The organism is Draconibacterium sediminis (assembly GCF_000949475.1).
GTDB classification, from domain to species: Bacteria; Bacteroidota; Bacteroidia; order Bacteroidales; family Prolixibacteraceae; genus Draconibacterium; species Draconibacterium sediminis.
Genome location: NZ_JRHC01000002.1, coordinates 595,277 through 615,985, shown reverse-complemented (window position 1 = coordinate 615,985; position 20,709 = coordinate 595,277). Strand labels below are relative to the sequence as shown.

10 protein-coding genes are annotated in these 20,709 nt (G+C 41.6%); all 10 read left to right on the top strand.

The window, feature by feature from the left end:
- The first annotated feature begins 64 nt into the window (after nucleotides 1–64).
- The 10 genes from LH29_RS12380 (at nucleotide 65) to LH29_RS12340 (ending at nucleotide 20,689) form a co-directional block, all read left to right on the top strand.
- Nucleotides 65–1,474 (top strand): sulfatase-like hydrolase/transferase, encoded by a 1,410-nt coding sequence (locus tag LH29_RS12380; protein WP_045030130.1) that lies wholly within the window; start codon nucleotides 65–67, stop codon nucleotides 1,472–1,474.
- A gap of 132 nt (nucleotides 1,475–1,606) precedes the next feature.
- Nucleotides 1,607–3,097: a sulfatase family protein gene (locus LH29_RS12375; RefSeq protein WP_082063678.1), complete on the top strand. Its 1,491-nt coding sequence runs from the start codon at nucleotides 1,607–1,609 to the stop codon at nucleotides 3,095–3,097.
- A 24-nt stretch (nucleotides 3,098–3,121) separates the two neighbouring features.
- Nucleotides 3,122–6,262, top strand: a complete 3,141-nt coding sequence (locus tag LH29_RS12370; protein WP_045030126.1) for a glycoside hydrolase family 2 TIM barrel-domain containing protein — start codon at nucleotides 3,122–3,124, stop codon at nucleotides 6,260–6,262.
- Nucleotides 6,263–6,397, top strand: a complete 135-nt coding sequence (locus LH29_RS25025) for a hypothetical protein (protein ID WP_262485561.1) — start codon at nucleotides 6,263–6,265, stop codon at nucleotides 6,395–6,397.
- A gap of 3 nt (nucleotides 6,398–6,400) precedes the next feature.
- On the top strand, nucleotides 6,401–8,041 hold the full coding sequence (locus tag LH29_RS12365; RefSeq protein WP_045030123.1) for a right-handed parallel beta-helix repeat-containing protein: 1,641 nt from the start codon (nucleotides 6,401–6,403) through the stop codon (nucleotides 8,039–8,041).
- 76 nt (nucleotides 8,042–8,117) lie between these two features.
- A complete protein-coding gene (locus LH29_RS12360; RefSeq protein WP_157493680.1) occupies nucleotides 8,118–9,758 on the top strand; it encodes a hypothetical protein in 1,641 nt (546 codons plus the stop codon).
- 124 nt (nucleotides 9,759–9,882) lie between these two features.
- Complete coding sequence (locus tag LH29_RS12355; protein WP_045030295.1) at nucleotides 9,883–11,448, top strand: sulfatase family protein; 1,566 nt, start codon at nucleotides 9,883–9,885, stop codon at nucleotides 11,446–11,448.
- A gap of 270 nt (nucleotides 11,449–11,718) precedes the next feature.
- Nucleotides 11,719–15,732 carry a hybrid sensor histidine kinase/response regulator transcription factor gene (locus LH29_RS12350; protein ID WP_045030120.1) on the top strand — a complete coding sequence of 1,338 codons (4,014 nt, stop codon included), beginning with the start codon at nucleotides 11,719–11,721 and terminating at the stop codon, nucleotides 15,730–15,732.
- 118 nt (nucleotides 15,733–15,850) lie between these two features.
- Nucleotides 15,851–19,024 (top strand): SusC/RagA family TonB-linked outer membrane protein, encoded by a 3,174-nt coding sequence (locus tag LH29_RS12345; protein ID WP_045030118.1) that lies wholly within the window; start codon nucleotides 15,851–15,853, stop codon nucleotides 19,022–19,024.
- 21 nt (nucleotides 19,025–19,045) lie between these two features.
- Nucleotides 19,046–20,689, top strand: coding sequence for a RagB/SusD family nutrient uptake outer membrane protein (locus LH29_RS12340; RefSeq protein ID WP_045030293.1), 1,644 nt, complete (start codon nucleotides 19,046–19,048; stop codon nucleotides 20,687–20,689).
- The last annotated feature ends 20 nt before the right edge of the window (nucleotides 20,690–20,709 follow it).

Here is a 20,709-nt window from a genome sequence, read left to right as displayed (position 1 = left end):
TGGTCCCTGGGTTTCCAAACTTGAACAGCGCCTAAAGCACTTATATCTTTATAAATGAATTGATATGAAAACAGGATTTCTTTGCTTTTTATTTATTGCTGTAATCTTCGCATCGTGCACCCGCGATGAGAAAAACAGCTCTCCAAATCTGGTGTTGATTTTGGTGGATGACATGGGGTATGCCGATGTTGGATTTAATGGTTGCACCGATATTCCAACTCCCAATATTGATAAATTGGCGGAAGGCGGTGTGCGTTTTACCAACGGATACGTTAGTTACTGCGTTTGTGGCCCAAGTAGGGCAGGTCTTCTTACCGGCCGATATCAGGACCGATTTGGTTTTAGCAGAAATCCTCTGTTTGCACCAAACGATCCCGGGATGGGTTTGCCGTTAACTGAAGAAACCCTTGCCGATGCCTTAAAGAAGGCGGGTTACAAATCGCTGGCAATTGGGAAATGGCACATGGGAGCACATGAATCGTTACACCCTTTAAAAAGAGGATTTGATGATTTTTACGGATTTTTAAGTGGTGGTCACCGATATTTTCCGGAAGAACTGACCCTGAATGATCCGTTTGAGGCAACCTCACAATACGACGGATACAAAACACGCCTGCTACGAAATTACGAAAGAGTAGATGAAACCGAGTATTTGACTGATGCTTTATCGCGTGAAGCGGTTTCCTACATCGAAATAAACAAAGACAATCCGTTTTTTATTTATCTCGCCTATAATGCACCACATGCACCCTTGCAGGCTACCGAAAAATACCTGAGCAGGTTTGAAAACATTGATAATAAAAAAAGAAAAACCTACGCAGCCATGGTAAGCGCGGTTGACGATGGAGTTGGACTCATACTAAATAAACTGGAAGAACTGAATTTGGAAGAAAATACACTCGTGGTATTTTTATCCGACAATGGCGGACCTGAAAATCACAACGCTTCGGATAACGGAATTTTGCGCGGACAAAAAGGCGATTTATTTGAAGGGGGAATACGAGTACCTTTTGCCATGAAATGGTCGGGAACGATTCCGGCAGGTGAAGTATATGAAAATCCCATAATCTCACTCGATATTTTTGCAACGATTATCGCTCAGAGCGGTAAGGAAATACCGCTGAAAAACGAAATTGATGGTATCGATTTGATTCCGTACCTGAAGGGGGAGAATAATTCGCAACCACACGATCAATTATTTTGGCGAAAATTTGATGCACAGGATTACGCCGTTCGTCAGGGAGATGATAAACTGCTGATAAAAGCTGATAGTAAAAACATGCTTTTTAACCTCACTAATGATATTTCGGAAGAAAATAACCTTGAGGAACAGAAGCCAGATAGAATTTTACAGCTAACCAAAGAATTTCAGAACTGGAACAGAAATATGAAAGATCCGATTTTTATGGGATTGAGTCAGGATAAGAAATATAATGAGCTTCATCCTGAAAGATTTGAAAAGCTTACAGAATAAGAAAACCTAAACCAAATGAACCTTAATAAACTTATTGTATTAGCTGGTGTATTTGTTGTTTTCGGTAGCGTTATTTTAAACGTACAATTGGTTGCAATAAATACTTGAAATTATAAACACACAGAACTAAACATGATGAACCAATTTAATGGATTTTTTCTCATTATTATTTTCTCGGTAATTTTGTTGGGGTGTTCTCAGAAAACATCCAATCAAAACGAAAAGCCAAACGTTCTGCTCATCATTGTTGATGATCAGGGCTATGCCGATTTTGAACCGTTTGAAAATCATTCGCCTGAAATTTCAACCCCAAATATGAACCGGCTTGCCGAAGCGGGTACGGTATTTACTGAGGCATATACAACGGCACCGGTGTGCAGCCCTTCCAGAGCAGGGTTAATGACCGGGAAGAACCAATTCCGTTGGGATGAGAAAGCAAGTTGGGGACCTGGCTTACCCGACAATGTGAAAACCATTGCCGAATATTTGAAAGAAGCAGGTTACACAACTGCCCGAATTGGGAAAGCTGATTTTGGAACAAATTACCATAAATTCGATGTGCGTGAATATCCTTTAAATCACGGTTATGATTACTTTCTAGGATTTAGCGCACATGCTCACGACTATTGGTTAACTTCGGAAGAGATCGCTGACCGTACACCCGATCCGAATGGAACCAGCGCACACCTTGGGCCATTAATGGAAAACCAGGGCTACAAAAGTTATCCTGATGACGAATACCTGACCGAAATTTTTACCAACGAAGCCATCAAATACCTGAAATCGGAAAAAGATGCTCCCTTCTTTTTAACGCTGGCGTACAACTCGGTACACCATATAATTCACGAAGTTCCGCAAAAATACCTGGACAAATACCAGGTGGAGCCAATCCATAATTATGAACCCGATTCGATGGAAACATTTAATAATCAAAAACCGGGATCTTATTCAGCTTATTACGAAAAATATACGCGACTTGGTGCCATTCAGGATGAGGACATGCGAAAGTTCTATCTGGCCAACCTGGATTGTCTCGACGATAACATCGGTCGTGTTTTGGATGCGCTGAAAGAACAGGGACTCGATCAGGAAACAATGATAATTTTTGTTTCCGATAATGGTGGCTCTCCGTTAACCGGCGCTAAAAATGCTCCGCTTTCTGCCGGCAAATATTCGCTTTGGGAAGGAGGAATTCGGGTGCCGATGGCAATAAGCTGGCCGGGAAAAGTGAAAGCCGGGAAAGTTGAAACCAATTATGTTTCGGCTACCGATATTTTACCAACCATAAGCAATGCCGCCGGAATTGAGCTTGCCGACGAGACTATAGATGGAATTGACCTTTTACACCCAAACCAGGATCGTGTGCTGGTTTGGCGTTGGGGAAATACCTGGGCGGTGCGTAAAGGCAACTGGAAACTTACCAATACCAACGAACAGTGGGGAAAGGGCCGTCCGTCGGATTTTTATATTAAACCGATATCTGATGATCTGAGCCTTAAACTTTTTAATCTTTCTGATGATCCGGGTGAGCGTGATAATCTTGCGCTTACTATGCCCGAAAAAGTAAAAGAGCTTGAAAACGCTTATAACGATTGGTTGAAAGAAAATAGCAGGAAGTATTAACCACTGTCATAATTGAAATAAAAAATGGATAAAATTACAGCTGTATTTGCCCTATTATTGTTGAATTCGATCGTTCTCGCTCAACCCGATTGGGAAAACGAACAGGTAATCGGTATCAACAAAGAACCTGTTCACGCCACCTTTTTTCCCTTAAATTCAGTGGGAGATGCTTTTGAGGATGGAATGAAATCACAATGGGTTCAACTGCTGAATGGGACCTGGAAATTCAATTGGGTAGCCAATGTGGATAACCGGCCAATGGATTTTTTTCAAACGAATTTCGATGCATCTGATTGGGCTGAAATTCCGGTTCCTTCCTGCTGGCAAATGCAAGGATTTGGCACACCCATCTATACAAATATTACCTATCCGTTTGACAAGAATCCTCCCAAAATTTCGGGAGAAAATGGCAATCCGGTTGGTTCGTACCTGCGTACGTTTACTATTCCCGAAAATTGGGATGGAAGGGAAGTTTTTATCCATTTCGATGGAGTTTCTTCAGCTTTTTACATTTGGGTGAATGGCGAAAAAGTGGGTTACAGTCAGGGAAGCCGAACTCCGGCAGAATTCAACCTTACCAATTATTTGCAAAAGGGCGACAACAAAATTGCCGTGCAGGTATTTCGGTGGTGCGATGGCAGTTACCTCGAAGACCAGGATGGCTGGCGAATGAGTGGAATTTTCAGGGATGTGTATTTGTATGCTACACCCAAAATGCAGATTCAGGATTTCTTCGTGACAACCGACCTGGATGAACATTACCTGGACGCAGTTATTGAAGTAAACATCAAATTAAAAAATTACGATAACCGTTCTTTTAAAAATGGTGCTGTTGAGTTTAAGCTGCTGGATGTTAGTGGAAACGAAATTGAGCTTGCAGGTGAAACAGCTCAACAACTAACCGGTATTAAGCCGGGCGGAACAAGTGAGTTTAAATTGCAGGCAAAGGTTGAAAATCCACTAAAATGGACGCACGAAACACCCAACCTGTACAAAGTTTGTGTGCTTTTAAAGGAAGATGAAGAGCTGAGTGAAGTAGTGGCTTGTAATACCGGATTTCGCGAAATCGAGATCAAAGACCGCCAATTGTTACTGAACGGAAAACCGGTTCTTTTCAAGGGTGTAAATAAGGTGGAGCATCATCCTGTTTATGGGAAAACTGTAACACGCGAATGGCTTGAAAACGAGGTGGTGCTAATGAAACAGCACAATATCAACTCCATTCGAACAGCCCATTATCCGCCACATCCGTATTTACTCGATTTGTGCGACCGATACGGTATTTTGCTGATTGATGAAGCGAATGTGGAATCACATGGCATGCGTTACGAAGCAGAATCACTGGCTAAAGATCCGGCATGGGAAAAGGCGCATGTTCAGCGTTTGCGCTCCATGATTCAGCGCGATAAGAACCACCCAAGCGTTATCCTTTGGTCGCACGGAAATGAAGCAGGCAACGGGGTTAATTTTGTGGCCATGAACGAAGAAGCACACCGGCTAGATCCTACGCGACCAACTCATTATCATTTTGCCGAAGATCCGGTTTCATCGGATGTGATTGGAGGTTGGAAACGGGGAAACGGGCCAATCTGGCAAGGGCGTTACCTTGAAGTTGCCGATTTGTACAAGTACCAGTTTTCCGACGATCCACGACCATTTATTTTAAATGAATACGCTCATGCCATGGGGAATGCCATGGGAAATCTCAAAGAATATGTTGATGCTTTTGATGAAGTTGACGGTCTGATCGGAGGTCATATCTGGGACTGGCTTGACCAGGGCATTGAACAAAAAACACAGTCGGGAGAAGAATATTTTGCTTATGGAGGTGACTTTGGTGATCACCCGAATGATAAAAATTTCTGTCTGAATGGAATTGTCTTGCCCAATCTGAGCATAACACCAAAAACCATTGAAGTAAAAAGAGTTTACCAAAACATTGGCTTCAGGCTTGTTGATGGGAATATCCTGGAAATAGTAAACAAAAACCGGCATTTATCGCTGGATGGAATCACGTTTTACTGGAGTATTTTAGAGAAAGGAAAAACGGTTGATTCGGGAAATTTCAAAGACGATGTGGGGCCCGGATTAACAGAAAATGTTTCGATTCCGATCAACTATTCGCAGTTTCAAAAAGGCAAAGAATACCTGCTCAAAATTTCCGCAAAACAGGATGGCGAAACCTTGTGGTCGCCGGCAAATTTCGTAATAGCTTACGACCAGTTTATACTTCAGGAATGGAATTTCAAAAACGAATTTGCACTTTCAGGGAGCAATAAGTTGCGTGTTGAAGAAACAGGCGATTATGTGACCGTTTCGGGAGATGATTTCGTTTTTACCTTCGACAAGAAAAACGGCATTATCACAGATTATAAAATTCACGGAGAGCCAATTCTTCAGCAGGGGCCAACACTTCAGGTTTGGCGGGCACCCACCGACAACGACGGCTCGTACTGGCCCGATGGCACAAACAGACGAACCTGCAAACTTTGGCTCGACGCCGGATTGAATGAAATGCAAAATGCCGTAAAAAGCTTTCAAATCAAAGAATCGGACGCCGGGAAATTGGCTTTTGTAACCAGCAATATTCTTTCGAATTCAGAGAATACAGCGGGGTTTAATTACGATGTGGAATATACGGTTTATGCCGACGGTACTTTCAGTATGAACACAAAAGTGGAGCCGTTTGGTGAACTTCCCAACCTTCCGCGGTTGGGATATTTGCTGGTTTTTAATGATGCTTTTAATCAGTTCCAATGGTACGGTCGTGGACCTCACGAAAATTATAACGACCGAAAAGTTGGTGCTTTAATCGGGGACTATTCGGGTACGGTGGATGATCAGTTTACGTATTATGTGGTTCCGCAGGAGAACGGCAATAAAACGGATGTTCGCTGGGCCAGGCTTACCGATTCGAAGGGAATTGGATTACAGGTTGCCGGCGATGTTCCATTGGAGACCTCAGTTCATCATTACAGTGCAAAGGCTTTGTCCGAGGCTGTTCATACTTACGAATTGCAAAAAGAAAACAAGACCTACTGGAACATTGACTACCGTCAGGGAGGCCTTGGTGGCAATAGTTGTGGTCCGTTGCCTCTTGAAAAATATTTGCTAAAACCTGAAGCTGTGCACTTTAGCTTGTTCTTTACGCCAATTTCAAATTAAATGAGAAAACGGTATGATCTTTCGAAAGACCGCGGCGAACAGCATAATGTAGCCTCAAAGCATCCCGAAGTGCTTGTCCGGATTCAAACAGTTGTAAATAGTGAATGTATGGATTCAGAATATTTTAAACACTAAACCATGAATAAACTTCTTCTAATAATTATTGTCTTGCTTTTTGCTTCCTGTTCAAAAGAGGAACAGTCGAAACAAATTTACTATGTAAATAGCGAAACAGGGAGCGATACTAACAACGGAATGACACCGGAAACTGCCTGGAAAAGTTTTGATCGAATAAATAAAATTGAACTAAAGCCCGGTGCTCAAATTCTGTTGGCATCAGGTTCTGTATTTCAGGGAGGATTGGTTTTGGAGGATGTTTCGGGAACTTCTGATTCGCCGGTTGAAATTAGCATGTACAAATATTCTGAAAATACGATTCTGCCTGTTATTGATGCGAAAGGATTTGCCAATGGAATAACACTGCTAAACTGTAGTAACGTTGTTGTGTCTGATCTTGAAATTACCGGAAATGGGGGAGGTGTTGTGCAAGCCGGGAACTCAGGACAAAATATGCATTGCGGAGTGTTGGTAACAACTACAACCGAAGGGGTTTATGAAAATATTCAGTTGAAAAACCTAAAGATACGCGATGTTTTTTTTGAAGATGCCGGTTATAAAAGAGGGAAGGATGAAGTACGCACTGCAAACGGGACTCAAAGCTATGGATGGGGCATTCGTGTTATTAATCAGCTGGAGAAGGCGGAAATAAAAAGTATCGTAATTGAAAATTGTGAGGTAAGCAATGTTGCTCACACAGGCATTAAATTAACCGGACGAAACCAAAATATCAGTGAGGTTAAACTTTACGGCAACCGGGTTTTATTTTCCGGTGGCCCCGGAATGCAGATGAGCGGAGTTAAAAATGCACACATTCAGAAAAATTATATCGACCATTCGGGAAGCAACAACGATTCACGAAAATGGGGGCGTGGTAGTGGCCTGTGGACCTGGGGCTGCTCTGATGTTTTAATCGAACACAATTCGTTCAGAAATGCTAAAGGTCCAGGAGATTCAGCCGGGTGTCATATCGATTTTAATTGCAAAAATGTTGTTGTTCAATATTGTTTTAGTGAAAACAACGCTGGTGGATTTTGTGAGATTTTAGGCAATAATTATAATTGTGCATATCGATACAATATCAGCATTAACGATGGCCATCGTGTTAAAGGTGAGAATGGCGCATTTCAGGAAGGGAAAATATTTTGGTTAAGCGGATACAATGGCGACAAACCGCGAAAGGGGCCTTTTAATAGTTATTTTTATAACAATACCATTTACGTTAATAAGGATATTGTAGCCAAAATTGCAGTTGACCGGGCGTCATCCGGAGTGCTTATTGCCAATAATATTTTTTACATCGAAGGCGAAAGCCGGGCAGTTAAGGGCGACCAGTATAAGCCGGAAACAGAGGGGCAATCGCAGGTGGAGAATATCGTTTTTAAAAACAACTTATACCTGAAAAAAGAAAATTGGCCGGTTGATGTTTTAATTCAGGATGAGGACCAAATTGTTGGCGACCCGCAATTTGAAAATCCGGGAGGACTGAGTAAAGAGGATTACATTTCCGGTAATATTGACCTTATAAAAGATAAGGGGATCAAAATTGAACCAATTCCGGGAGATCCGCTCGGCTTGTCAATCGGATTAGATGTAGAATATGATTATTTTGGCAACAAAATAGAAGGTTTACCCGACTTGGGAGCTATTCAATGCAAATAGTATAAGCTACAGCTTTATGAACTAATTTTTGTTTCCATAAGGTGTGGCACAAGCAGATTAAAAACAAAATATTACCATGTACAAAGCGATTCTAATTTCTTTTTTAGTAGCAATCTTGTTTGGATGCGAAACAAACCGGAAAATTCAAAGCTTAGTCCCGAATGAGGTTGGGACAGCTCCAAATTATTGGTGCACCTGGTACTGGCAAAACTACCTCATCCTAAAAGGGCAGGAAGTAACAAATCCTGATGCTGCAACTGTTTATACAAATGAAGCTGCGAGAGAAGAAATGAACGAAGAGAATATCTTTGGTGAGCAAGGCATGGCTGTGGTAATGTTGCCGAAAACAAGAAGCGACTATTATTTTGTGATTGACCACGGCTGGCAAGATAAACGAATCAAGGATAATACATTTTTCACCTTAATAATGGACACGCTTGATTTTCCCAGATACGCAAAGTTCGATCCAAAGGAACGAATAAAACAAATGAACCTTGATATCAAAGAACTGGGTTGGAAAGGACTTGGATTGTGGGTTCGGGGAAATCCGTCGGAGGATGAAATGAGAAAATTTGTGGAGTGGAGCAAATATGCAGGAGTTGAATATTGGAAGATAGATGGAGGGGATATCGCCCATTATTATGCCTCCAACATTAAAGCAGAGATATATCCTGAACTGACTTTGGAGCATATTACGGGTACAGGACCTGTAAATCCAAGATGGAATACCCCCGGGTTAACTTCATATCTTTCAGTTTATAATGGACAAAAAGCTGTTTCTCAGGAATTGAATGCTTCATTAAATTCGACTACAGAAAAAGCAGAAAAATCATTGGATGTTATCAAAAATACAGATGTATTCAGAACGTATGATGCAGCACCTTTGCTGGTGAGTACAACTACCATGCAAAGAGTACATGATATATTAGTGCAAACTGCAGGTAACAATGACTATAAAGCCTTTCTTAATATTCAGGATGATTGTAACATTGCTGCAGCTTTGGGGTTACTTGTTGCAGCTAAACGTCACCCGATGAATACCCCGCGAATGTACGATGGAAAAGATTTTCATTTACAGATTTCCGGAGATCGACATGTCGACAAACGACTAAATGAAATGGATAGACTTGCATTATGGCAACGTATTGCACCTCCAATGGTTGCCGGTTATGGAACCTATCATTTTTCGACCCAAAGCCTTGTCGACAGTATTGTTTTCCAAAAAAATGACACTTGGCTAAAGTCGACACATAGAAAGATGGTACGGCAAAGTGCTCCTGCAATAATGACTCGAAATATAGCTCTTCCGGAAGTTAAATGTGAAGGAATACCACCATATGTACTGGCTTCAAAATTTCCAAATGGTGCTATAGCAATTGCTACTGAAGGGCGGGTTACACCCGATAAAAGCTGGCAACATCCAAAGGCTGATATTACATTAAAAGAAGTGGAGCTTAATAAGCCCATCGGTATATTTGGTTACTATGAATCTTTAACATTCGAATTTTCAGAAACCTTACCTGATGAAATTAAGATTTATGGACAAGATCTGTTGTCAAAAAAAGCAATCGATATCACAAAAAAAGTAAAGAGAAATAAGAATAGCTTTATAATTCAAGGTAATTTGATTGATGAAATAGGTACTATGGCCGGAGACAATGGTGATATTTCGGTTCCGGGAATGGTTATTAAATTTATTTCTGATAAAGTCATTTAGCCAGTTTCTAAGATTTACCTGGGCAATGATAGGCGATGTTGGTTGTCAAAAGATCAAATTATATAATGATGGGCATATGTTGAATTTCGTTTTTAAAAATATTAATACTGAAAATTCTATTAAAATGAATAAACTCAGATCTGCATTTTATTCCGTAATACTTCTGATCTCGGTGTCGTTTGTGGCTTGCACATCTTCTACACAATCGAAGCAAGAAACGGCAGCACCGGAAACAAAACCCAATATTGTAATTATTTACCTCGATGATTTGGGGTATGGCGATATGGGGGCCTACGGAGCAACTGAAATTAAAACACCAAACATGGATCGCTTGGCAAACGATGGTGTTATGTTTACCGACGGACATGCTTCGTCGTCAACCTGTACCCCAAGTCGTTATGCGTTGTTGACCGGCATGTATCCGTGGCGAAATAAGGACGCTAAAATCTTGCCGGGAACGGCACCGCTGATTATTGATACGGCACAGGTTACCATTCCAAAAATGCTGAAAGGACAGGGTTATTACACCGGCGTTGTAGGCAAATGGCACCTCGGTTTGGGAACCGGGCATGTTGATTGGAATAAACATGTTTCTCCTGGTCCGAATGAAGTTGGTTTCGATTACGCATACATTATGGCGGCTACACAGGACAGGGTTCCGACGGTTTATCTTGAAAACGGACTGGTAGAAGGACTGGATCCGAACGATCCGATTGAGGTGGATTACGAGAAAAATTTTGAAGGAGAACCTACCGGAAAAGACAATGCTGAGTTGCTAACCATGAAATGGCACCACGGGCATAACAATTCAATCGTTAACGGCATTCCACGCATCGGTTTTATGAAAGGTGGCGAAAAAGCAAAATGGAGCGACGTGGATATGGCCGATCATTTTTTGGCAAAAGCTCAGGATTATGTGAAGGAACATAAGGACGAACCGTTCTTTTTATACTATGCCTTGCAGCAACCTCACGTTCCGCGTACACCAAATCCACGGTTTGTTGGAAGTACCGATCTGGGGCCGCGTGGCGATGTGATTGTTGAAGCCGACTGGTGTATTGGTGAATTTCTGAAAACCCTGGAAAAAGAAGGAATTCTGGAAAATACACTGATTATTTTCTCAAGCGACAACGGACCTGTATTGAACGATGGCTATTACGACGATGCCGTGGAAAGGCTGGGCGATCACGATCCCAAAGGAGGATTAAGAGGCGGAAAATACAGTTTGTTTGAAGCCGGCACACGCGTTCCTTTTATTGCTTACTGGAAAGGAAAAATTACGCCTGTAAAATCGGATGCTTTGATCAGTCAGATCGATCTACTGGCTTCGTTGGCAAAACTGGCAGGAACAGAAGAAAGCACTACCGACAGCCAGGAATTACTGGATGTTCTTCTTGGAAAATCAGAAAAGGGGAGAGAAGATCTCGTTTTGGAAGCCACTTCGCGGACAGCTTATCGTAAGGGCCAATGGTTGATGATTCCTCCATATAAAGGTCCGGCTGTTATCTCCGCGGTAAATATCGAAATCGGAAATTCACCCGAGTATCAGCTATACAATTTGAAGGATGATATCTGTCAACAGAAGAATCTGGCTAATAGCAATCCTGAAAAACTTAATAAAATGGTTGAAGAATATAGAGAAGTTGTGGGAGACCAGGATAAACAGATTGAAGCGTTGGAATTGAAATAGAAGAATTGGCTGGATTCAGAAATCAATAGAAAAGTAGTGATGGATGATTAAGGAATTCTGTTTTTTTTTAGATTAAGATATTGAAAAAACAATACCTCTGTGGGATGTGTTGAATTCTTCCAAAACTGCTTTGTGATCTTTTCGAATTGAATAATTAAGCAGTATGAAACATAGTGATACTATATTTGAAACAATACAGCCCCATAATCCATAGTTGTCCGGCCGTTTTACTCGTCATTTTCCATATCTTAGAGTGTTAAATAAGTTACTGTGAAGAGTGGAAAACATACTAAATTTTTAGGAGGCATATTGGGCTTGCTTATTTTACTTATTTCGGTTGTGGTTCAGTCAACAGCACAACCGTCTTATGTTTTTCTGCACCTTACAACAAAGGATGGGCTTTCAAACGGAAATGTCACTTCGGTTTTAAAAGACAGTTATGGTTTTTTGTGGATTGGCACCGAATACGGTCTGAATCGTTATGATGGTTACGAATTTAAAACATATACTACAGAAACCAACGTATCGAATTCGATAGCATCAAACAATATTCTTGGTTTGCAGGAAGATGGATTGGGTAACATTTGGATTAATAGTAGCACCTATACGGTATATAACCGCGACAAAGATAATTTCATAAACGATGTCCCCGGGTTTTTGCAAAAAATTGGAATTGTAGTTGGTGGTAATTACAAGATATACATCGATAAAGAGAAAGATTTATGGGTTTTGAGTAGGCAGCAACTATATAGTTATGATACACAAAAAAATGCATTAAAAACATTTAGCTTAAAGCTAAGCCTCAATGAGGAGGTATCTGTGGAATTTAGTGATGACGGAAAGAACTTATATGGTTTTTTAAGGCCAGGCCTTTTGTGGCAAATAAACAAACAAACCGGCAGGCAGCAAGTGCTTGAACTGCCTAAAAATATCAATCCGTTATTATACAATAAATTATATGCAGATTACAAGGGTGGCTTATGGCTTTGGTCGGGTAGTACAGACGTGGTCTTTTACAAGAAAACCCCAAAGGCTACCTGGGCCAAATTGCAGCTAAACTCAGGAAGTCAATCCAAACGGATGTTAATTTTTATGGATGACAGAAACGGGCATATCTGGATTGGCACCGATCATAACGGGCTACTCATTTATAATATCGCCAGTGGGGAGGTAACAAACTTGAAGGAAGATCAAAAAACAAGTTCATCCATTGCCTCCAATCATATTGAATACTTGTACCATGATGATAACGGGATTATCTGGATAGGACACAATAAAAACGGCATTTCCTACTATCATAATAGTTTACAGAGTATTATAAATGTTGAGCAGGCAGATTGTGAGGATGTAAGCGTAATTCTTGAGGACCGGGACGGCAGGATTTGGCTGGGCACTGATGGAAATGGCTTATTTTTGAAAGACAAAGAATTTGGTATCAGGCAGCTTTCTCTCCCGAAAAGTCCTATAGTATCGCTTCTGGAAGACAGGAAAGGACGTATATGGATCGGAACGTATTTAGATGGTCTTTATCGCTATGATAACGGAAAGGTTGACCGGTTTTCAACTGAAAACAGCGACCTGGCAGGCAATAATATCTGGAGTTTGAAAGAAGACCGGTACGGCAATTTATGGATAGGTACTCTGGGTGGGGCCATACAACTTTTGAGGAATGGAGAAGAGAGTTTGAATTCAATGGAGATCGAGTGTGAAGGCATGCAGCATCCATTGGATATGTTTTATGATGGAGGCGATAAATTGTATGTTGCAACTGTTTACGGCCTTTATGTTGTCGACATAAAAACAAACGATTGCAGCAGCTATCTGGGAAATAATTCGGGCACACAGAATTTCAAACAAGGTCTGATAAGTTGTGTATACAAAGACACCAAGGACAACATTTGGCTGGGGCACGCCGAAGGATTGAGCCTATGGGATCTAAAGAAAGATACCATCTATTATATCGATAAAACAAATGGCTTGCGAGACAACATCATTCGCGGTATTGTTGAAGATGATCATCAAAACCTTTGGGTAACTACGAGTAATGGACTTTCTGTAATTACAGCGGAACAGGACAAGCAAGGTAACCTGATGGTTACCTGTAAAAACTTCACAGATGAAGACGGCCTTATCGATAATTATTTTAATAACCGCGCAATATGTAAGGTACGTAGTGGCGATATTCTTGTTGGCGGCACTGAGGGTTATTCAATTGTCAATCCAAATAAAATGCTGGAGAAGAACCAACCTCCCGCTAAAGTTACTTTTACTGGGTTGAGTGTTGGAATTGATCAGATCATGGTCGATTCACTCTATAAAGGACGTAAATTGCTGGAACGTCCGATGGAACTAACCCGTTCGTTAACATTTCGGTACACCGATAAGCTAATTCAGATAAAATATACAACAGGCGATTTGTTATACCCCAATAAGGTGAGATATGCCTACCGAATGAAAGGACTACAGGAACAATGGCAAAACACTTCGGAAAACCGGGTTGTGTTTTCTTCTTTGGCGCCCGGCGATTATGAACTTGAAATAAAAGCATGCAATAGTGATGGAGATTGGAGCGATCAGGTTTCTTATTTAAACATTTATGTAACTCCGCCATTTTATTTGTCGCGGTGGGCATGGGCGCTGTACATCTTGTCGGTAATTACTCTTGTTGTGTATATTATATACCGAAGCCGAAGAAGGCAAAAAATGAGGCTCGAAGCGCAAAGAATGCAATTAGTGCGAGAGCAGGAAACAAACCTTTATGAAATGAAACTTCGGTTCTTTACAAATATAAGTCATGATCTTCGTACACCGCTTACACTAATACTCACACCCTTACAAACAATATTAAATGGATCAATGGATGCTGGCTTGCGTAAAAAGCTAGAAATGATAAACAAAAGTGCCGAGCAGTTATTGCACATAATCAACACCTTGCTTGACTTCCGGAAATTGGATGCGGGAGGTGAGGTTTTACGGACTAAACAAGGAGATTTGGTGAGCTTTATCAGGGAGTTGTGTTTCACATTTCAGGGTACTGCCGCCGAACGCCAGATTGAGTTTTCATTTGAAAGCAAACCAGAAGTGCTGACAACACAATTTGATCCGGACAAATTACGGAAGGTAATGTTGAATTTGCTTTCCAATGCTTTTAAATTTACGCCTGATGGTGGAGTTGTAACTGTTTGTATTTCCCGGGAAGATGATGATATTTATTTGTCTGTGTCGGACTCGGGAGATGGAATTTTAGACATTGACAAGCCTCATGTATTTGACCGGTTTTTCCAGTCTTCCCGGCACCCTGAAAAAACGGGAAGTGGAATAGGATTGCATATTGTGAATGAATACGTCCGGATGCACGATGGTAGTATCACGGTTGAGGATAACAAACCTCGTGGAAGTAGATTTATAGTCAGGCTTCCGGTTTGGAATGAAGATATTCAGGATGAACTCTCAGCTGATACAACGGGGAATGAAGAGCAGTTTGAACAGGAACAGGAAGTGGAACAACGGATTCCTGCCAATCCGGTACTTCTGTTTGTGGATGATAACAAAGATTTTTGTGAGTTTATGGCCGACAGCCTTTCAGATGAATATACAGTATTAGTGGCCTATAACGGACAAGAAGCTCTGGACCAATTACAGGAGAATGATATATCAATAGTGGTGAGCGACGTAATGATGCCTGTTATGAGCGGTACTGAACTTTGTGAAAAAATAAAAACCAATATCCAATGGTCACATATTCCTGTGATCTTGTTGACCGCACGTACTGCAGAAGAATATCAGTTGGAAGGACTGAAACTGGGAGCTGATGATTATCTCACCAAACCCTTTAACTTCAATTTATTAAAACTACGTATTCGAAAATTTCTTGAATGGACAGAGAAGTGCCATCTTTCCTTTAGCCAGAAAATGGATGTTTCTCCCTCCGAGATAACAATTACTTCGCTGGATGAACAACTGATAGAGGATGCTATTAAGGCAGTTGAAGAACACATTGATGATCCCGAATTTTCGGTTGAAGATCTTGGAAGTTTGGTTGGCCTTAGCAGGGGCCACTTGTATAAAAAATTAATGAGCATCACAGGAAAAGGGCCCGCTGAGTTTATCCGTACAATTCGTTTAAAACGCGGTCGCCAGCTTTTGGAGAAAAGTCAGTTACATATAGCCGAAATTGCTTATGCAGTCGGCTTCAACTCCCCTAAAAGATTCTCTGTTAACTTCAAAAATGAATTTGGTATTTCTCCTTCCGACTATCTACGCAGATTAAATAATCCCAATTAAGACATCGTTGTCCTATATTAAATACATGGCATACCCTGTACTGGTGTTGTCGATCCCTAATTTTGCCGCTGATATTGAGCTGATTATAAGCTAATTTACTAATCTAAATTTATGTTGTATGAAAAATACGCGTAGTTTTTTAATATGGCGGGGGGCTACAATTAGGAGTCTTTATGTCATTTTGTTAATGGTAATATGGGGCGTTCCTTCCTTCGGACAAAACATTGCTATTTCCGGAAAGGTAAAATCTCAACGCGATGGAGAGTTTTTGCCGGGTGTTAGCATTGTTGTAAAAGGAACAAGCCGGGGAACAATTACTGATGTTGATGGAAAATATACATTGCAAGATGTTCCCGGAGATGGAGTTCTCGTCTTTTCTTTCGTGGGGATGAAAAAGACCGAAATTGGGGTAGCAGGAAGAAGTACGATAGATGTTACCATGGAAGAAGAGGCTATCGGACTGGAAGAAATTGTTGCTGTTGGTTATGGCGTTCAAAAGAAAAAATTGGTTACTGGTGCTACCGTTCAGGTGAAGGGTGAGGAATTGGCAAAAATGAATACCACTAACCCATTGCAAGCTTTGCAAGGAAAAACTCCTGGTGTGAACATTTCATCTACTTCAGGGCAACCAGGAGCTGGCATGAAAGTGACCATTCGCGGTTTAGGTACAATCGGTAGTTCACAGCCACTGTATATCGTTGATGGAGTAGAAGGTGATATTACAACCCTGAATGCAGCAGATATCGAGTCTATTGATGTTTTAAAAGATGCTGCTTCGGCCGCGATTTATGGATCGCAGGCAGCTAATGGTGTAATTCTTATCACAACTAAACAAGGTAAGAAAGGACATGGCCAGGTTTCATTCGATGCATACCGAGGCATTCAGAATGTTGAAAGGAAAGTTCCGTTATTGAATGCAAAGGAATACCGGATGATTATGGATGAGCAACAGATTAACTCTGGTCTCAATCCTTTCGACTGGGATGCAAAGGATGGCTATCTCGCCGATACCGACTGGATGGGGCAGATGCTCAAGGAAGATGCGAAAACCGAAAATTATTCGCTCAATATTAGCGGTGGTTCTGAAACTTCAATTTATGCTATGTCGCTAAGTTATACTTCGCAGGAAGGTGTGGTTGGCGGTTCCGCAGTATCGAACTACGATCGGTATGGATTCAGGTTAAACACCGAACACAAAGTGTATAAAGATGTGCTTGTTGTGGGGCAACATCTAAACCTGAACTTTATCGACACTAAAGGCATCAGCGATGGGAACCAATACAATAATACGTTGCGTAGTGCTTTTAATACATCTCCTTTAGCGCCTGTATATAGCGATAATAATATTTACGGCAGTCCTTTTAACGATACCAGTGATGCAAAATGGAATAAGGCCGATGGCAACCCCTACGGTGCCATGCTTACCAACCATAGGATAAACAGAAGCCAAAGACTTTTAGGCGACGTTTACGCCGAATTGGAACCTATTAAAAACCTGAAGGTAAGAACCGTTTTTGGACTCAACTACTATTCTTCCAATTCCCGAGGTTTTACTCCCTATTATCGGTTTTCGATTTATTCGTACAACGAAGACCATGAAACTGTTAGCCAGGGTATGAGCAGCGGATTTACGCTAACCTGGACGAATACGGTAGGGTACAACTTCGATATTAATGAGGATCATGCTTTCAGTGTGTTGCTCGGAACGGAATCAATAAGTTATCAAGGCATAGGAATGTCAGGTAGCAACTGGAACCTGGTACCGCAATTGGATGATTTTGGACATGCCTATTTGGATAATACAACAGGAGAAGCTCATCTTGACGATGACGGAACAACGGTTATTAAAACAAAATCTGTTGGAGGTGCTCCTTCGGTTGATTATCGCCGCCTTTCGTATTTCGGAAGAATTGGGTACAACTACAAGGAAAAATATATTTTAAACGCAACGTTGAGAGCTGACGGTTCTTCTAAGTTTGCTCCAGGTAACCATTGGGGCTATTTCCCTTCGGTTTCTGCTGGTTGGACAATCAGCGAAGAGTCTTTTATGGGTTCAACAAAAGGCTGGCTCGAACAACTGAAACTTCGCGCAAGCTGGGGACAGGTTGGTAACCAGAGTATTCCCGATTTTAAATACGCCTCACTAATCAGTACTTCAACTGCAGTTAGTGGCAACAATCCTGCAGCATTTTACAACTTTGGTAACGCCGGAGTAAACACTGCGGGAGCTTACCAGGGGCAATTGTCAAACGAAAGCCTGCGTTGGGAAACATCGGAACAAACTGATATCGGTTTTGATTCCCGCTTTTTGAAGGGGCGTTTAGCCGTAAGCGGAGACTACTATGTAAAAACTACCAAAGACTGGTTGGTGCAAGCGCCGGTACCGGCAACTGCCGGTGCAAAAGCACCGTGGATTAATGGTGGTAGTGTGAAAAACAAAGGGGTTGAACTGGCTGTCAACTGGAACGACAATATTAATGATTTCAGTTATTACATCGGGGTGAATGGCGCTTATAATAAAAACTCAGTAGGGCTAATTCCAACAGCAGATGGAATTGTGCATGGGTTGACAAATATGCTTTATGCCAACTCAGAAGAATTTTACCGGACTGAAAACGGATATGCCATTGGATATTTCTGGGGATACGAAACCAATGGGCTTTTCCAGAATCAGGAAGATATTGATGCATGGATGGCAGCCGGAAAAGGAATTTTGCAGCCTGGTGGTGCTACGCCCGGCGATGTGAAATTTGTTGATCAGAATATGGATGGTGTAATTGACAACAACGATAAAGTCGATTTAGGTAACGGTCTTCCAAAAATAAGCGGTGGATTTAACTTTGGCTTCCAATATAAAAACTTCGATTTTGGCGTTGATGCCAGTTTTGCGATGGGCAGCAAAATCGTTCAATCGTACGGACAGGTTGGGCAGCAATCAAATTACACCACTGCTATATTACAACGTTGGACCGGAGAAGGTACATCAAATCGTATTCCTCGTGTAACGGTAAATAATCTGAACTGGATATTCTCTGATTTGTATGTGCACGATGGAGATTATTTACGAATAAGCAATGTTAGCCTTGGTTATGACTTTTCAAAACTGATTAATTTGAAAGCGATCAGTCAATGTCGTTTATATACTTCGGTACAGAATGCCTTTACATTTACCAAGTACAATGGTATGGATCCTGAAATCGGATATGGTGTGGAATCCTGGGTTTCAGGTGTTGATTTAGGATATTATCCACGTCCGAGAACGGTACTGGTTGGAGTTAATCTTAAATTTTAAATCAATTAAATGAAAATTATTATGAAGAGATTAAAATCATATATCATGATAGCCGGGGTAGCAACCCTGGGCCTTTTGTCATCATGTACAGACAGTTTTTTGAACGTAGAGCCAAAAACTCTGCTTCTGGATGCAAACTTTTACAAAACGCAGGCCGATGCCGAGATGGCATTGGTGGGGTGTTATGATGGTTATCAAGTTACTGTTACTGCATTTTCGTTCTATTTAACTTCGGAAGTTGCAGCTGACGAATGCCTCGGTGGTGGTGGTGCCAACGACGGCAGAGGCTTACAATTGATGGATCGGTTTGACAAGAGCCAGTCACCGGCAGATGTTGATATCTTCAACGATGGATGGAAATTGTATTATACAGGTATCTATCGTTGTAACACTTTATTGAAAAAACTTCCTGATGTTGTGGAATGGGATTCCGGCGAAGCTGCTACAGATTCGATTGCAAAGAACCGTATTGAAGGTGAAGCACGTTTTATACGGGCTTTGGAGTATTTTGAATTGGTTCGCCTTTTCGAACGTGTTCCATTGTTGACCGAGCCTACTACAGACTACGTTCCACAGGCAGATCCTGCAGATACGTATAAGCAGATCGTTGAGGATCTTAAGTTTGCCATTGAAAATATACCGGCAGATGCTTACCCAAAAGCACAGGCCGCAACAAACGACGGGCGTGCTACACGGTATGCCGCAGAAGCTTTGTTGGCACGTGTTTATCTGTTTTACACGGGCTACTACGGAAAGGACGATCTTGGGATAACCAAACAGGAAGTACTGGCCGGACTTGAAGATGTTATTTCCAGCAATGAGTTTGGTCTTGTTGAGGATTTTGAAACCCTCTGGCCAGCTGCTAGTTATGTTCCAAATGCCGACGATAATACATTAGACAAATCTGCGTATGCTGGCAAAGGCAACAAGGAAGTTGTGTTCGCTCAAAAATTCAACAGTACATCAGACTATAACGGTAATAGCGATGGAAATCGCTGGTTGGTGATGATGGGAATGCGTGGTACCAATTTCTCTCCTTACGGAAAAGGCTGGGGGGCTTGTACGGTCAATCCTCGATTTGTTGACACTTATGCAACTGGCGATCTACGTAAAGCCGCTTCTGTTATCGACATAGTTGGAGAAGGTATTGAAGGCTCTTTTGATATTAAGGACCAGCGCGAATACACCGGATATACTGTGAAAAAATATACGCCTACCGCTTTGCCTGACGGAACATCGGATACCGGTGGTTCAAAAGACTTCCAAATATCGCAGGATCAGGATTACATTCTTATTCGTTATGCCGATGTGCTGCTTATGGCTGCAGAACTTGGGGCATCCAATGCGCTGGATTACTTTAATCAAGTTCACACCCGTGCAGGTTTAGAAGCCGTTTCAGCAGTTGCTGCCAGCGATATTATGACCGAACGCAAATTTGAGTTTGCCTTTGAAGGGATTCGTTACTGGGACTTGTTGCGTACCGGGTTGGATAATGCGGCGAGTGTAATTGCCGGGGCATCGCAAACTGTTGTGAGTGGCGGTGTTGAAGATCAGGTTACTTATGATGCTGCTAAATTTAAGGCTACAAAAGGATTTATGCAGATTCCTAATACGCAGATCACGCTCTCAAACAGAACGTTGACACAAAATCCAGGATGGGAATAAATGAACTTTAAATTACGATT

What these genes read in the sequence shown, in the direction of transcription:
- LH29_RS12375 (WP_082063678.1), top strand. Translation starts at nt 1,607, where the DNA reads ATGATGAACCAATTTAATGGATTTTTTCTCATTATTATTTTCTCGGTA.
- LH29_RS12360 (WP_157493680.1), top strand. Translation starts at nt 8,118, where the DNA reads ATGTACAAAGCGATTCTAATTTCTTTTTTAGTAGCAATCTTGTTTGGA.
- LH29_RS12355 (WP_045030295.1), top strand. Translation starts at nt 9,883, where the DNA reads ATGAATAAACTCAGATCTGCATTTTATTCCGTAATACTTCTGATCTCG.
- LH29_RS12345 (WP_045030118.1), top strand. Translation starts at nt 15,851, where the DNA reads ATGAAAAATACGCGTAGTTTTTTAATATGGCGGGGGGCTACAATTAGG.
- LH29_RS25025 (WP_262485561.1), top strand. Translation starts at nt 6,263, where the DNA reads ATGAGAAAACGGTATGATCTTTCGAAAGACCGCGGCGAACAGCATAAT.
- LH29_RS12370 (WP_045030126.1), top strand. Translation starts at nt 3,122, where the DNA reads ATGGATAAAATTACAGCTGTATTTGCCCTATTATTGTTGAATTCGATC.
- LH29_RS12380 (WP_045030130.1), top strand. Translation starts at nt 65, where the DNA reads ATGAAAACAGGATTTCTTTGCTTTTTATTTATTGCTGTAATCTTCGCA.
- LH29_RS12340 (WP_045030293.1), top strand. Translation starts at nt 19,046, where the DNA reads ATGAAGAGATTAAAATCATATATCATGATAGCCGGGGTAGCAACCCTG.
- LH29_RS12365 (WP_045030123.1), top strand. Translation starts at nt 6,401, where the DNA reads ATGAATAAACTTCTTCTAATAATTATTGTCTTGCTTTTTGCTTCCTGT.